The sequence below is a fragment of the Citrobacter sp. Cpo037 genome (assembly GCF_030332945.1).
Taxonomy (GTDB): Bacteria; Pseudomonadota; Gammaproteobacteria; order Enterobacterales; family Enterobacteriaceae; genus Citrobacter; species Citrobacter portucalensis.
The window spans coordinates 140,578-154,754 of record NZ_JAOWGW010000069.1 but is presented as its reverse complement, the minus strand read 5'-3'; the positions used below and the strand labels follow the sequence as shown (position 1 = coordinate 154,754).

13 protein-coding genes are annotated in these 14,177 nt (G+C 52.0%); 8 read left to right on the top strand and 5 right to left on the bottom strand.

Annotation, left to right across the window (positions count from 1 at the left end):
* The first annotated feature begins 49 nt into the window (after positions 1-49).
* The 5 genes from sgrT (at position 50) to idnR (ending at position 4,924) form a co-directional block, all read left to right on the top strand.
* Positions 50-178: a glucose uptake inhibitor SgrT gene (gene sgrT, locus OGX94_RS16440; protein ID WP_003829577.1), complete on the top strand. Its 129-nt coding sequence runs from the start codon at positions 50-52 to the stop codon at positions 176-178.
* 108 nt (positions 179-286) lie between these two features.
* The gene (locus OGX94_RS16435; RefSeq protein WP_003829576.1) at positions 287-1,465 is read left to right on the top strand and encodes a sugar efflux transporter; all 1,179 of its coding nucleotides are present in this window, start codon (positions 287-289) and stop codon (positions 1,463-1,465) included.
* Positions 1,466-1,743: 278 nt separating this feature from the next.
* A complete protein-coding gene (idnO, locus tag OGX94_RS16430; RefSeq protein WP_257662294.1) occupies positions 1,744-2,508 on the top strand; it encodes a gluconate 5-dehydrogenase in 765 nt (254 codons plus the stop codon).
* A gap of 57 nt (positions 2,509-2,565) precedes the next feature.
* Entirely contained in the window at positions 2,566-3,849 is a 1,284-nt protein-coding gene (locus OGX94_RS16425) for an MFS transporter (RefSeq protein ID WP_003829574.1), read from the top strand.
* An 82-nt stretch (positions 3,850-3,931) separates the two neighbouring features.
* On the top strand, positions 3,932-4,924 hold the full coding sequence (idnR, locus tag OGX94_RS16420) for a DNA-binding transcriptional regulator IdnR (RefSeq protein ID WP_032934258.1): 993 nt from the start codon (positions 3,932-3,934) through the stop codon (positions 4,922-4,924).
* A gap of 45 nt (positions 4,925-4,969) precedes the next feature.
* Here the strand turns inward: idnR and leuD are convergent, their stop codons facing one another.
* From leuD to leuL, 5 genes are all read right to left on the bottom strand, one after another.
* Positions 4,970-5,575 (bottom strand): 3-isopropylmalate dehydratase small subunit, encoded by a 606-nt coding sequence (gene leuD, locus OGX94_RS16415; protein WP_003829572.1) that lies wholly within the window; start codon positions 5,573-5,575, stop codon positions 4,970-4,972.
* Between the two features lie 10 nt (positions 5,576-5,585).
* Positions 5,586-6,986: a 3-isopropylmalate dehydratase large subunit gene (leuC, locus tag OGX94_RS16410; RefSeq protein WP_257662295.1), complete on the bottom strand. Its 1,401-nt coding sequence runs from the start codon at positions 6,984-6,986 to the stop codon at positions 5,586-5,588.
* Between the two features lie 2 nt (positions 6,987-6,988).
* Positions 6,989-8,080 carry a 3-isopropylmalate dehydrogenase gene (gene leuB, locus OGX94_RS16405; RefSeq protein ID WP_003829570.1) on the bottom strand — a complete coding sequence of 364 codons (1,092 nt, stop codon included), beginning with the start codon at positions 8,078-8,080 and terminating at the stop codon, positions 6,989-6,991.
* Complete coding sequence (leuA, locus tag OGX94_RS16400; protein WP_003829569.1) at positions 8,080-9,651, bottom strand: 2-isopropylmalate synthase; 1,572 nt, start codon at positions 9,649-9,651, stop codon at positions 8,080-8,082. The genes leuB and leuA overlap by 1 nt, the downstream gene beginning before the upstream one ends.
* 90 nt (positions 9,652-9,741) lie before the next feature.
* Positions 9,742-9,828: a leu operon leader peptide gene (leuL, locus tag OGX94_RS16395; protein WP_048998978.1), complete on the bottom strand. Its 87-nt coding sequence runs from the start codon at positions 9,826-9,828 to the stop codon at positions 9,742-9,744.
* Positions 9,829-10,482: 654 nt separating this feature from the next.
* Here leuL and leuO point away from each other — a divergent pair.
* The 3 genes from leuO to ilvN all read left to right on the top strand — a co-directional run bounded on the left by leuO (position 10,483) and on the right by ilvN (position 13,967).
* Positions 10,483-11,430 (top strand): transcriptional regulator LeuO, encoded by a 948-nt coding sequence (gene leuO, locus OGX94_RS16390; protein ID WP_020996231.1) that lies wholly within the window; start codon positions 10,483-10,485, stop codon positions 11,428-11,430.
* Between the two features lie 318 nt (positions 11,431-11,748).
* On the top strand, positions 11,749-13,473 hold the full coding sequence (gene ilvI, locus OGX94_RS16385; RefSeq protein WP_003829567.1) for an acetolactate synthase 3 large subunit: 1,725 nt from the start codon (positions 11,749-11,751) through the stop codon (positions 13,471-13,473).
* Between the two features lie 2 nt (positions 13,474-13,475).
* A complete protein-coding gene (gene ilvN / locus OGX94_RS16380; protein WP_003829566.1) occupies positions 13,476-13,967 on the top strand; it encodes an acetolactate synthase small subunit in 492 nt (163 codons plus the stop codon).
* The last annotated feature ends 210 nt before the right edge of the window (positions 13,968-14,177 follow it).

Below are 14,177 nucleotides of genomic sequence, written 5' to 3'. Positions count from 1 at the left end.
AGCCAATAATAGATTCCGATGAAGCGATGAGACAACGAAGGGGTCATCTATGCGTCAGTTCTGGTTGAAGTACTTTACCGCGACAGAAAAATCGTCCTGGTTGGCTTGCCCGAGTGCCCCGCAGCGCTTAAAGATGCTCGAAGAGCTGATGCAGTGGGAGATGACATCTGACTCCTGAATTGGAAATTGCAGACATCATGTGTGACTGAGTATTGGTGTTAATCGCCGCGCCAGCAGGTATTATCTGCTGGCTTTTTTCGTTTCAGCTGCGCTTAAAAGGAAAGATATGCTCTGGATTATGACCATGGGACGGCGCCTCAACGGCGTTTACGCGGCATTTATGCTGGTCGCTTTTATGATGGGCGTGGCGGGGGCATTGCAGGCACCCACGCTGAGTCTGTTCCTGAGCCGTGAAGTCGGGGCGCAGCCATTTTGGGTCGGGCTGTTTTACACCGTCAATGCGATTGTCGGGATCGTCGTCAGCCTTGGCCTTGCGAAACGATCTGACAGCCAGGGCGATCGACGTAAGTTGATCATGTTCTGCTGCCTGATGGCAATTGGCAATGCGTTGCTGTTTGCCTTTAATCGTCACTATCTTACGCTGATCACCTGCGGTGTGCTGCTGGCCTCGCTGGCGAACACCGCCATGCCGCAGCTGTTTGCGCTGGCGCGGGAATATGCTGATAACTCCGCGCGTGAAGTGGTGATGTTTAGCTCGGTGATGCGTGCGCAGCTTTCACTGGCCTGGGTAATTGGCCCACCGCTGGCTTTTATGCTGGCGCTGAATTACGGCTTTACGGCGATGTTTTCCATTGCCGCAGGGATTTTTGCCATTAGCCTGGTGCTGATTGCGCTGATATTGCCGTCAGTCGCCCGGGTGGAGCAGCCTGTAGACGTGCCGCTGGAACAGACCGGCGGTTGGCAGGACAAAAATGTGCGCATGTTGTTTATTGCCTCCACGCTGATGTGGACCTGCAACACCATGTACATCATCGATATGCCGCTGTGGATAAGCCTTGAGCTGGGCTTGCCAGACAAGCTGGCCGGGATCCTGATGGGGACGGCAGCTGGACTGGAAATTCCGGCGATGATTCTTGCGGGCTATTACGTGAAGCGCTTTGGCAAACGGCGAATGATGATCGCGGCCGTAGCGGCAGGTGTGCTGTTTTATCTTGGTTTGATCTTCTTTCACAGCCGTACGGCGCTGCTGGTGCTGCAACTGTTTAACGCGGTATTTATCGGTATTATCGCCGGGATAGGCATGCTGTGGTTTCAGGATCTGATGCCCGGACGTGCGGGATCAGCGACCACATTATTTACCAACAGTATTTCAACGGGAGTCATTCTGGCAGGGGTGATTCAGGGGGCTGTTGCGCAAAGCTACGGTCACTATGCCGTCTATTGGGTAATTGCGGTGATTTCGGTGGTGACGCTGTGGATGACCGGGCGGGTGAAGGATGTTTAGTCCGGTGCAATCCCGGCGTCGCTGTGCTCGACCGGACGACATTTCGTATTCGCTTTTGTCGTTTTTGTAGGCCGGATAAGGCGTTTACGCCGCCATCCGGTAACCTCTCCTTACGGCCTGATCGCGTTACGCTTATCAGGTCTATCCCTCTTTTTTTCATCTTGCACGTAAATGTAATGTTGATCACATAACGATCATTTTCCTCTTCCTGGATCTTCTTTTTACTACTGTTACGCGTATACAGTTACGCGTAACAGTTATTAAAAAAGGAGTTTTTTATGAAAAACCTATTCGACCTGACCGGTAAACGCGCGCTGATTACCGGTTCCGCGCAGGGCATTGGTAACCTGCTGGCCAACGGTCTGGCGGCGCACGGTGCTGAGATTGTGATTAACGATATTACCCAGCAGCGTGCTCAGGCGGCGGCGGACAAACTGGTGGCCGAAGGCTATCGCGCCGTTGGCTATGGATTTGATGTCACCAACGGGGAAGAGGTGGCGCGCGCCATCGCGCAAATCGAAAAGGAAGTTGGGGCCATTGATATTTTAATTAACAACGCCGGAATTCAGCGTCGTTATCCCTTCACCGAATTCCCGGAGGCTGAATGGGACAAAGTGATTGATGTAAACCAGAAATCGGTCTTTCTGGTGTCGCAGCAGGTTTCCCGCTACATGGTGCAACGCCGCCGCGGGAAGATTATTAATATCTGCTCAATGCAAAGCGAATTAGGTCGTAAAACCATTACCCCATACGCGGCGTCAAAAGGCGCGGTCAAAATGTTAACCCGTGGCATGTGCGTGGAACTGGCGGAATACAATATTCAGGTCAACGGCATTGCTCCCGGCTATTTCGCAACCGACATGACCACCGCGCTGGTCAACGATGAAGCATTCTCCGCCTGGCTGTTCCAGCGCACGCCCGCCGCTCGCTGGGGTAACCCGGAGGAGCTGGTCGGCGCGGCGGTTTATCTTGCCGCGCCCGCTTCTGACTTTGTGAATGGGCATCTTCTGTTTGTGGACGGCGGCATGCTCGCCGCGGTCTGATAAATAATGGGCCGCAGTCGTGGCTTGCCAGCGAAAACAATAATCCAAGGAGTGAGTATGAATATGCTCGCAAAACTGCCAGCACGTCGCTGGTGGTATTTAATGCCGATTATTTTTATTACCTACAGCTTAGCTTATCTTGACCGCGCCAATTACGGCTTTGCCGCTGCCGCGGGTATTGAACATGACTTGGGGATTACTCAGGGAACTGCATCGTTAATTGGCGCGTTATTCTTCCTGGGCTACTTCTTTTTCCAGGTGCCGGGCGCGATGTACGCCGTTAAGCATAGCGTGCGCAAAATGATTTTTTACAGCCTGATCCTTTGGGGGCTTTGTGCCGCGGCGACCGGCTTTGTCAGCAATATCCCAACGCTGATGGCGATCCGCTTTATTCTCGGCATCGTCGAAGCGGCAGTGATGCCCGCGATGCTGATTTATATCAGCAACTGGTTTACCAAAACTGAACGCTCGCGCGCCAACACCTTTTTAATTCTCGGCAACCCGGTCACAGTGCTGTGGATGTCGATAGTCTCCGGCTACCTGATTGAAGCCTGGGGCTGGCGCGAAATGTTTATTATCGAAGGTATCCCGGCGGTGATCTGGGCGTTCTGCTGGGTGATTCTGGTACGCGACAAACCGGCGGATGCGGGCTGGTTGAGCGAGCAGGAGAAACAGGCATTACAGCAGGCGATGGATCGCGAGCAGCGCGACATCAAACCGATGCGTAACTACGGTGAAGCGATGCGTTCACGCAGCGTCATTATGCTTTGCGCGGTGCATGCGCTGTGGAGCATCGGGGTGTATGGCTTCATGATGTGGATGCCGTCAATCCTCAAAAATGCAGCTCAGATGGACATCGTGGCGGTGGGCTGGCTGGCAGCGGTGCCGTATCTGGCGGCGATTTGCCTGATGCTGACTGTCTCCTGGCTGTCCGATAAGTTCCAGAACCGTAAACTGTTTATCTGGCCGCTGCTGTTGATTGCCGCTATCGCGTTCTTTGCCTCGTGGCTGTTGGGCAACCAGTCCTTCTGGCTCTCCTACGCGCTGCTGGTTGTGGCCGCCGCCTGTATGTATGCGCCTTACGGGCCGTTCTTTGCGCTGATCCCCGAACTGCTGCCACGCAACGTCTCCGGCGTGTCGATGGGGATGATCAACAGTTTTGGCGCGTTAGGGGCATTCCTCGGCGCGTGGCTGGTGGGTTACCTCAACGGCGTGACCGGCGGGCCGGGCGTCTCCTACACCTTCATGGCGATTGCTCTGCTGGCGTCGGTGGTGCTGATGTACTGCGTTCGTGCGCAAAATGAAACCACGTCGCCGTCGGCTGAGATGGCTACGCGTTAAGGTTGAGCGAGGAGTGCAGTCGCTAACCGGCTGTGATAAGGTTCTCTGCGAGCATAATGGGCTGTTGGTCGTAGAGAACCTCATGAAAAACAATCGGATGACATTACAGGATATCGCTAATCTGGCCGGGCTGAATAAGATGACGGTCAGCCGTTATCTGCGTGACCCGAATCAGGTGTCGCAACGCAGCCGCGAATTGATTTCGAAAGTGATGGAAGAGAACAACTACATCCCCAACCGCGCCCCGGAAATTCTGCTCAACGCACGCAGCAAAACCATTGGTGTGCTGATCCCCTCGTTTCGTAATCAGATCTTTGCCGACGTGCTGGCGGGGATTGAATCCGTCACCTCGGCCTGCCAGTACCAGACGCTGATCGCCAACTACGAATATGATGCCGAGCGTGAAGAACGTGAGGTGCTGAACTTGCTCTCTTACAATATCGACGGCCTGATCCTCACGGGAAAGCTGCATACCGAGCGGATGATCCAGTACGTGCGCGCCAGCGGCGTACCGGTGGCGGAACTGATGGATATTAGCGGCCAGTATCTTGATATACAGGTTGGGTTTGATAACGAAAAAGCCGCGTTTGAAATGACGCAGGCTTTTATTGACAGCGGTAAACGCAGCATTGCTTTCTTTGGCTCGATGGATGACCCCCGAGACCTCAGCCGTTTTCGCGGCACCGAGAAAGCGCTGGCGGCGCAGGGACTGGAAGCGTACCACCTGGCGCCAAAAACTATTTCGTCGGTGGCGCTGGGACGCAAGATGTTCCAGCAGGCGATGGGGGAAAAGCCGGATATTGACGCTATTTTCTGTACCAACGATGACCTGGCGGTTGGCGCGCTGCTGGAGTGTCAGGCACAGCAGTACGATGTGCCGGGAAAAATGGCGATTGCCGGTTTCCACGGGCTGGAAATTGGCCGTGCGCGGCTGCAAAAAATCGCCAGCGTGATTACGCCACGCTTTGAGATTGGCAAAACGGCGGCGGATATTCTGATTAAGCGTTTGAACGGGAAAGATGCGCCGGGCAGCGTCAATCTTGGCTACCAAATCTATTACGGCGATACGCTTTAGGCGAAGAGAAAGGGCTGGCCACAGTGCGGTGACCAGCGGAAGAGATTACTGCATAAACGCTGGCTGCTTGTCTTCGTACTCGGTGATGGCCGCTTCATGCTGCAGCGTCAGCCCGATGCTGTCCAGACCGTTCAGCATGCAGTGGCGGCGGAAGTCGTCAATTTTAAAGCTGTAGGACTTATCGCCTGCTTTCACCACCTGCGCTTCCAGATCCACTTCAAATTTAATGCCCGGATTGGCTTTCACCAGCGCGAACATTTCATCTACCTGCGCGTCGCTCAGGGTCACCGGCAACAGTTGGTTATTGAAACTGTTGCCGTAGAAGATGTCGGCGAAGCTTGGTGCGATAACAACTTTAAAGCCGTAATCGGTCAGTGCCCACGGCGCATGTTCGCGTGAAGAGCCGCAGCCAAAGTTTTCCCGTGCGAGCAGAATTGATGCCCCTTTATATTCCGGGAAGTTTAAAACGAACTCAGGATTCGGCTGTTGGCCCTTTTCGTCCAGGAAACGCCAGTCGTTAAACAGATGGGCGCCAAAACCGGTGCGCGTAACCTTCTGCAAAAACTGTTTAGGGATAATTGCGTCGGTATCAACGTTAGCGGCATCCAGTGGGACAACCAGGCCGGTATGCTGGGTAAATTTCTCTGCCATGGTAGTTTCCTTATTTGATGCTGCGAATGTCGGCAAAATGACCGGTTACGGCGGCAGCGGCGGCCATGGCCGGGCTGACTAAATGCGTGCGACCACCGCGGCCCTGACGACCTTCAAAATTACGGTTGCTGGTGGATGCGCAGCGTTCGCCTGGGTTCAGGCGGTCATTGTTCATCGCCAGGCACATGGAACAGCCCGGTAAACGCCATTCAAAACCGGCTTCGATAAAGATCTTATCCAGACCTTCTGCTTCCGCCTGCGCTTTCACTGGACCAGAGCCCGGCACCACCAGTGCCTGCACACCCGGCGCAACTTTGCGCCCTTTGGCGATTTCTGCCGCGGCGCGTAAATCTTCAATACGCGAGTTGGTGCAGGAACCGATGAACACTTTATCGATAGTCACTTCCGTTAACGGAATACCCGGTATCAGCCCCATATACGCCAGCGCTTTTTCAGCTGATGCACGCTCAACGGGATCGGCAAATGACGCCGGGTCGGGAATATTATCGTTCACCGAGATGACCTGACCCGGGTTTGTTCCCCAGGTGACCTGCGGAGCGATCTCTTCTGCCTGCAGGGTAACGACGGTATCAAACGTCGCGTTGTCGTCGGTTTTCAGGGTTTTCCAGTATGTAACCGCGTGGTCAAAATCCTCGCCCTTCGGTGCGTGTAAACGACCCTGAACATAGTTAAATGTCGTTTCATCCGGTGCGACCAGACCCGCTTTGGCGCCCATTTCAATGGCCATATTGCACAGGGTCATCCGGCCTTCCATGCTCAATGCACGGATGGCTTCGCCACAAAACTCAACCACGTGTCCGGTACCGCCTGCGCTACCGGTTTTACCGATAATAGCCAGCACAATATCTTTGGCGGTAATGCCAGGGGCTGCTTTACCGTTGACTTCAATCTTCATGGTTTTGGCGCGCCCCTGTTTCAGGGTCTGCGTCGCCAGAACGTGTTCAACTTCAGAGGTGCCAATGCCAAACGCCAGTGCGCCGAACGCGCCGTGTGTAGCGGTGTGGGAATCGCCGCAGACGATGGTCATACCCGGCAACGTCACGCCTTGTTCTGGCCCCATCACGTGAACGATACCCTGATACGGATGGTTCAGGTCGTACAGCTCGACGCCAAATTCGTTACAGTTCTTAATCAGCTCCTGCATCTGGATGCGCGCCATCTCACCCGACGCGTTGATGTCTTTGGTCTGGGTAGAGACGTTGTGATCCATGGTGGCAAAGGTTTTACCTGGCTGGCGTACCTGACGGCCATGCGCGCGCAGTCCATCAAACGCCTGCGGAGAGGTCACTTCATGCACCAGATGCCTGTCGATGTACAACAGTGGGGTTTCGTTTTGCGCCTCAAAGACGACGTGCGCATCAAACAATTTTTCGTACAACGTTTTGGCCATGATTACACCCCTTCTGCGACGTAACGGGCAATGATGTCGCCCATTTCATCGGTACTGACTGCGGCAGCGCCGCGGGCTAAGTCACCGGTGCGAATGCCTTCTTCTAATGCGCGGTTGATGGCGCTCTCAATTGCGGTTGCCGCATCATTGGCATCCAGGCTGTAGCGCAGCAGCAGCGCCAGCGACAGGATCTGGGCGATAGGGTTGGCAATGTTTTTCCCGGCGATGTCCGGAGCTGAACCGCCAGCAGGCTCGTACAAACCAAAACCCTGCTCATTCAGGCTGGCGGACGGTAACATGCCCATCGAACCGGTGATCATGGCGCACTCATCGGACAGAATGTCACCAAACAGGTTAGAGCACAGCAACACGTCGAATTGGGATGGATCTTTAATCAACTGCATTGTCGCGTTGTCGATGTACATATGCGCCAGTTCAACGTCTGGGTATTCATTAGCAATTTCATTGACGATTTCGCGCCACAGAATAGACGTTTGCAGTACGTTAGCTTTATCAATCGACGTAACTTTACGGCGACGTTTGCGAGCGGATTCAAACGCGATACGTGCAATACGTTCGATCTCGAAACGGTGATAAACCTCGGTATCAAAGGCTTTTTCATGTTGTCCGCTGCCTTCGCGGCCTTTTGGTTGACCGAAGTAAATCCCGCCAGTCAGTTCGCGTACGCACAGGATGTCGAAACCGTTCGCGGCAATATCTGCGCGCAGAGGGCAAAACGCTTCCAGCCCCTGGTAGAGCTTAGCTGGGCGCAGATTGCTGAATAATTTGAAGTGCTTACGCAATGGCAGCAGCGCGCCACGCTCTGGCTGCTGGTTTGGCGGCAGGTTTTCCCATTTCGGGCCGCCAACGGAGCCAAACAGAATGGCGTCAGCTTGTTCACAGCCTTCAACCGTTGCAGGTGGCAGCGGCTGACCGTGGTTATCGATCGCGGCACCACCCACGTCGTAGTGGCTGGTGGTAATGCGCATGTTAAAACGGTTGCGGATTGCGTCCAGTACCTTCAGGGCTTGCGCCATCACTTCCGGGCCAATACCGTCACCCGGCAAAACAGCAATATGATAATTCTTCGACATCACACGGTTTCCTTGTTGTTCTCGTTGTTCTGAGCTTTGCGTTGCAATTCTTTTTCGACTTCTTCGGCGCGCCAGATGTTGTTCAGCACATGCACCATCGCTTTAGCAGAAGATTCGACGATATCTGTCGCCAGACCGACGCCGTGGAAACGACGACCGTTATAGTTGGCAACGATATCCACCTGACCCAGAGCATCTTTACCGTGCCCTTTGGCGGTCAGGCTGTATTTCACCAGTTCGATGTTGTACTCAGTTACACGGTTGATAGCCTGATAAATAGCATCGACTGGACCGTTACCGTTCGCCGCTTCGGCTTTAACTTCTTCACCGCAGGCCAGCTTGACGGAGGCGGTGGCGATGTCGTTTGAGCCGGACTGCACGCTGAAGTAATCCAGACGGAAATGCTCTGGCTCTTCCTGCTGTTTATTAATGAAGGCCAGCGCTTCCAGGTCGTAATCAAATACCTGACCTTTTTTATCCGCCAGTTTCAGGAATGCGTCATACAGGTTGTCCAGGCTGTATTCATTTTCTTTATATCCCATCTCGTCCATACGGTGTTTCACCGCGGCGCGTCCGGAACGGGAGGTCAGGTTCAGCTGTACCTGGTTCAGGCCGATGGATTCTGGCGTCATGATTTCGTAGTTTTCACGATTTTTCAGTACGCCGTCCTGATGGATGCCGGAAGAGTGGGCAAAGGCGCCGCTTCCGACAATGGCTTTGTTTGCCGGAATTGGCATGTTGCAGATTTGGCTGACTAACTGACTGGTGCGCCAGATCTCCTGGTGATTGATGCGGGTCTGTACATTCAGGATATCTTTACGCACCTTGATCGCCATGATCACTTCTTCCAGTGAGCAGTTACCGGCGCGTTCGCCGATACCGTTCATCGCGCCTTCCACCTGACGCGCTCCGGCGTGAACGGCTGCCAGCGCGTTGCCGACGCCCAAACCTAAATCATCATGGGTGTGTACGGAGATGATGGCTTTATCGATATTTGGTACGCGTTCATACAGGCCAGAAATGATTGCCCCAAATTCGAAAGGCATGGTGTAACCGACGGTATCGGGGATGTTAATGGTTTTGGCACCCGCGTTAATAGCAGCTTCAACAACGCGAGCCAGATCGGCGATAGGGGTACGGCCTGCATCTTCGCAGGAGAACTCCACGTCATCGGTATAATTACGCGCACGCTTAACCATGTAGACCGCGCGCTCAATGACCTCATCCAGCGTACTGCGTAATTTCGTCGCGATGTGCATCGGCGAGGTGGCGATAAAGGTATGAATACGGAAAGCTTCAGCAACTTTCAGCGATTCTGCGGCAACATCGATATCTTTTTCTACGCAGCGTGCTAAGGCGCAAACGCGGCTGTTTTTAACCTGACGAGCGATGGTCTGAACTGACTCAAAGTCGCCCGGTGAAGAAACGGGGAAACCCACTTCCATCACGTCAACGCCCATACGCTCAAGGGCCAGCGCAATCTGCAGTTTTTCTTTCACACTCAGGCTTGCCTGTAACGCTTGTTCACCATCGCGTAAGGTGGTATCGAAAATAATGACTTGCTGGCTCATGGTTTAGGTCCTTGGTTTCTTAGGGCGCCTTGCTTCGAGCATAAAAAAACCCGCGCAACGGCGCGGGTTTTTGTCTTAACTGGAGCTGACTTAATGCTGAATGTCGTCCACCAGTCTACCGCGCAATGAAGATGCGTTTAGTAGTAGTAGACCGTTGAAACGAGCAATGTAAGTCATCAATTAAGCTCCAGGCGAATGCGATATGCTTTTAGTGGTACTGGATATGAAGACTGATGTCAACCCTCACCCTAGCAAATGCCTCACTTGAGGGGGGAAGTTTCGGCAAAACTTAAGCGAATTGTGCTGAATTTTTTGGGGTACATAAAATTAATCAGTTGATGGTTGTACATGTTTTTCATGGTTTGACATATTTGAGCATAATTATTTGCATTTATTGTAACGGCGAACTGGAGAAAACTCCGCCTCTGGGATTTTTTATCCTCATGATTTATTTGTTTTTATAGTGACTATGAATGGGTTGGAACGGTGTGATACCACATAATTGATAAATTAATGTTAACTTTTAATGTATTAATAATATAAACATTTAATTAAAACTTAAATATACATTCACTGTATGTATGATTGTGTATTCGCCGCGCTTATGGTTATATTGTTTTTGAAATTTAAACATATGAATCACCGTGCAGTGACACCTGCCACACTGCGCTCGCATTGGTCTTTTGTTCATTTAGGTTTGTGCCTTTATGTTTTCCTAATTTTAATGTTTTTTCTTTTTCTCATCTTATATGTATGGTAAATCATATTAACGGAGATTATTTCTTCACTCCGTCTGGGAAAAGGGAGTTTAGAGTGACAGTGGAGTTAAATATGCCAGAAGTAAAAATAATAGATAAAACAAATATTATAGATATGGGGAAGCCACAGCTTCGCATGGTTGATCTTAATTTATTAACCGTCTTTGATGCGGTGATGCAAGAACAAAACATTACCCGTGCCGCGCATACTTTGGGGATGTCGCAACCCGCTGTCAGTAATGCGGTCGCGCGCCTGAAAGTGATGTTTAATGATGAGCTTTTTGTTCGTTATGGACGCGGTATCCAGCCGACAGCAAGAGCCTTCCAGCTATTTGGTTCTGTTCGCCAGGCATTGCAATTAGTGCAAAATGAACTGCCTGGATCGGGCTTTGAACCAGCCAGCAGCGAACGCGTATTCAATCTTTGCGTGTGCAGCCCATTGGATAATATCCTGACGTCATTGATTTATAATCGGGTTGAGCAAGTTGCACCAAACATTCATGTCGTATTTAAATCTTCACTCAATCAAAATACAGAGCATCAATTACGTTACCAGGAAACTGAATTCGTTATTAGCTATGAAGAGTTCCGACGTCCTGAATTTACTAGTATTCCGTTATTCAATGACGAAATGGTGTTAGTGGCAAGTAAAAAGCATCCGCGCATTAGCGGCCCTTTACTGGAAAGTGATGTCTATAATGAACAGCATGCGGTGGTGTCACTTGATCGCTTCGCATCATTCAGCCAACCGTGGTATGACACACCGGATAAACAATCCTGCGTGGCTTATCAGGGCATGGCATTAATTAGCGTTCTTAATATTGTGTCGCAAACGCATTTGGTCTCTATTGCGCCACGTTGGTTAGCAGAAGAATTTGCCGATTCTTTAGAACTACAGATCTTGCCTTTACCGTTAAAATTGAACAGCCGCACATGCTATCTTTCATGGCATGAAGCCGCAGGCCGGGATAAAGGGCATCAATGGATGGAAGAGCTGTTAGTCTCCGTTTGTAAGCAGTAGCATTTGGCAGAGTAAACCGGGCGGTACATCCTGTTTATTCTGCTTTTAAGTTTATAACTGAAATTTTATGCTGAACTCTATTTTTTACGTCTGTCCAAAAGTGTCAAAAAATAGAGTAATTGCTGTAAGCTCCCATTTTTAAGCGATTTTTTATCATACTGATTGCTTATGCTGGTTTAATTCTCCGTTTATTCGCGTCTTTCCTCCTTTTTATTCTTATTTACTCCAGTGCCACCCCTTCGGAGTCAATTGCCATGCGTCATCGTCAGCGGTTAATGTGTTGTTAAACCGTAATTCATTATAAGAGTGAGGCAAGCCATGGAGATGTTGTCTGGAGCCGAGATGGTCGTCCGATCGCTCATCGATCAGGGTGTGAAGCAGGTATTCGGTTATCCCGGGGGGGCCGTTCTCGATATTTATGATGCGCTGCATACGGTCGGCGGTATTGATCATGTGCTGGTTCGCCATGAACAAGCTGCGGTACATATGGCTGATGGCCTTGCGCGCGCCACGGGAGAAGTGGGTGTTGTATTAGTTACCTCCGGACCGGGGGCGACCAACGCGATTACCGGAATCGCAACGGCTTACATGGATTCCATTCCGCTGGTGATCCTCTCCGGACAGGTCGCAACGTCGCTGATTGGCTACGATGCCTTCCAGGAGTGCGACATGGTAGGTATATCCCGCCCGGTGGTAAAACACAGCTTCCTGGTCAAACAAACGGAAGATATCCCACAGGTGCTGAAAAAAGCCTTCTGGCTGGCAGCAAGCGGTCGCCCAGGACCGGTGGTGGTGGATTTGCCGAAGGATATTCTGAATCCGGCGAAGAAACTGCCTTATAGCTGGCCGGACTCTGTAAGTATGCGCTCGTATAATCCGACGACGACGGGACATAAGGGACAGATCAAACGGGCGCTACAGACGCTGGTCGCGGCGAAGAAACCGGTTGTCTATGTGGGCGGTGGAGCGGTCAATGCTGCTTGCCATGAGCAGTTAGCTCAGATTGCTGAAGCGCTGAATCTGCCGGTTGTCTCCTCGCTAATGGGGTTGGGCGCGTTTCCGGCCACGCATCGTCAGGCGCTGGGTATGTTAGGGATGCACGGTACCTACGAAGCGAATATGACCATGCATCATTCCGATGTGATCTTTGCTGTCGGCGTTCGCTTTGACGATCGAACGACGAATAACCTGGCAAAATATTGTCCGAATGCGACCGTGCTGCATATCGACATCGATCCGACCTCTATTTCTAAAACCGTTACTGCGGATATTCCGATTGTGGGTGATGCCCGTCTGGTGCTGGATCAAATGCTCGAACTGCTGGAGCAGGAGAAATCACAGCAGCCACTGGATGATAACCGTGACTGGTGGCAACAGATTGAGCACTGGCGCGCCCGTCAGTGTCTGAAATATGACACGCAAAGCGAAAGCATTAAGCCGCAGGCGGTGATTGAAGCCATCTGGCGTCTGACGAAAGGGGAGGCGTATGTGACCTCTGACGTTGGCCAGCATCAGATGTTTGCCGCACTTTATTATCCGTTCGATAAACCGCGTCGCTGGATTAACTCAGGCGGCCTCGGCACGATGGGATTCGGTTTACCCGCGGCGTTAGGGGTGAAAATGGCGTTGCCGGATGAAACGGTAGTGTGCGTCACCGGGGATGGCAGCATTCAGATGAATATCCAGGAGCTGTCGACGGCGCTGCAGTATGAACTGCCGGTGCTGGTGCTCAACCTTAACAACCGTTATCTCGGCATGGTCAAACAATGGCAGGACATGATCTACTCCGGGCGTCACTCCCAGTCTTACATGCAGTCGCTGCCCGATTTTGTGCGCCTTGCTGAGGCTTATGGGCATATCGGTATCCAGATTAATCATCCAGATGAACTGGAGAGCAAGCTGGGTGAAGCGCTGGAGCATGTGCGTAACCATCGCCTGGTGTTTGTCGACGTCACCGTCGACGGCAGTGAGCATGTCTACCCGATGCAGATTCGTGGGGGTGGGATGGATGAAATGTGGCTAAGCAAAACGGAGAGGACCTGATTATGCGCCGGATATTATCAGTATTGCTGGAAAACGAGTCGGGTGCATTATCGCGGGTGATTGGCCTCTTCGCCCAGCGTGGTTACAACATTGAAAGCCTGACCGTCGCGCCGACCGATGACCCGACCTTATCGCGGATGACGATTCAGACGGTAGGGGACGAGAAAGTCCTTGAGCAGATCGAAAAGCAGCTCCACAAACTGGTGGATGTTCTGCGCGTTAGCGAGCTGGGGCAGGGTGCCCACGTTGAACGAGAAATCATGCTGGTGAAAATCCAGGCCAGCGGTTATGGCCGGGAGGAGGTGAAACGCAACACGGAGATTTTCCGCGGGCAAATCATCGACGTGACGCCGTCTATCTACACAGTACAACTGGCGGGCACCAGCGACAAGCTGGATGCGTTTTTGGCAACCCTACGTGAAGTCGCCAAAATTGTGGAAGTTGCTCGTTCCGGTGTGGTGGGACTCTCCCGTGGCGATAAAATTATGCGCTAATCGTCAACCGTAGGCCTGGTAAGCACAGCGATATCAGACCTCATCGTGGAGGTCATGCCGGATAGCGGCATAAACGTCTTATCCGGCCTACATGTAACGTACCCGTTTGCGCTGATGCTACCTGCTGCGCTTTTTTTTGCGAAATCAGCAGTAACCAGAGACAAAAGCGGTTGCCGCAGTCATTATTCTGCGCTTAGATGTTAAGAAGTT

Bases quoted from the DNA above. Each gene is read 5' to 3' on its own strand.
- sgrT (WP_003829577.1), top strand. From the start codon at position 50: ATGCGTCAGTTCTGGTTGAAGTACTTTACCGCGACAGAAAAATCGTCC.
- OGX94_RS16435 (WP_003829576.1), top strand. From the start codon at position 287: ATGCTCTGGATTATGACCATGGGACGGCGCCTCAACGGCGTTTACGCG.
- idnO (WP_257662294.1), top strand. From the start codon at position 1,744: ATGAAAAACCTATTCGACCTGACCGGTAAACGCGCGCTGATTACCGGT.
- OGX94_RS16425 (WP_003829574.1), top strand. From the start codon at position 2,566: ATGAATATGCTCGCAAAACTGCCAGCACGTCGCTGGTGGTATTTAATG.
- idnR (WP_032934258.1), top strand. From the start codon at position 3,932: ATGAAAAACAATCGGATGACATTACAGGATATCGCTAATCTGGCCGGG.
- leuD (WP_003829572.1), bottom strand. From the start codon at position 5,575: ATGGCAGAGAAATTTACCCAGCATACCGGCCTGGTTGTCCCACTGGAT.
- leuC (WP_257662295.1), bottom strand. From the start codon at position 6,986: ATGGCCAAAACGTTGTACGAAAAATTGTTTGATGCGCACGTCGTCTTT.
- leuB (WP_003829570.1), bottom strand. From the start codon at position 8,080: ATGTCGAAGAATTATCATATTGCTGTTTTGCCGGGTGACGGTATTGGC.
- leuA (WP_003829569.1), bottom strand. From the start codon at position 9,651: ATGAGCCAGCAAGTCATTATTTTCGATACCACCTTACGCGATGGTGAA.
- leuL (WP_048998978.1), bottom strand. From the start codon at position 9,828: ATGACTTACATTGCTCGTTTCAACGGTCTACTACTACTAAACGCATCT.
- leuO (WP_020996231.1), top strand. From the start codon at position 10,483: ATGCCAGAAGTAAAAATAATAGATAAAACAAATATTATAGATATGGGG.
- ilvI (WP_003829567.1), top strand. From the start codon at position 11,749: ATGGAGATGTTGTCTGGAGCCGAGATGGTCGTCCGATCGCTCATCGAT.
- ilvN (WP_003829566.1), top strand. From the start codon at position 13,476: ATGCGCCGGATATTATCAGTATTGCTGGAAAACGAGTCGGGTGCATTA.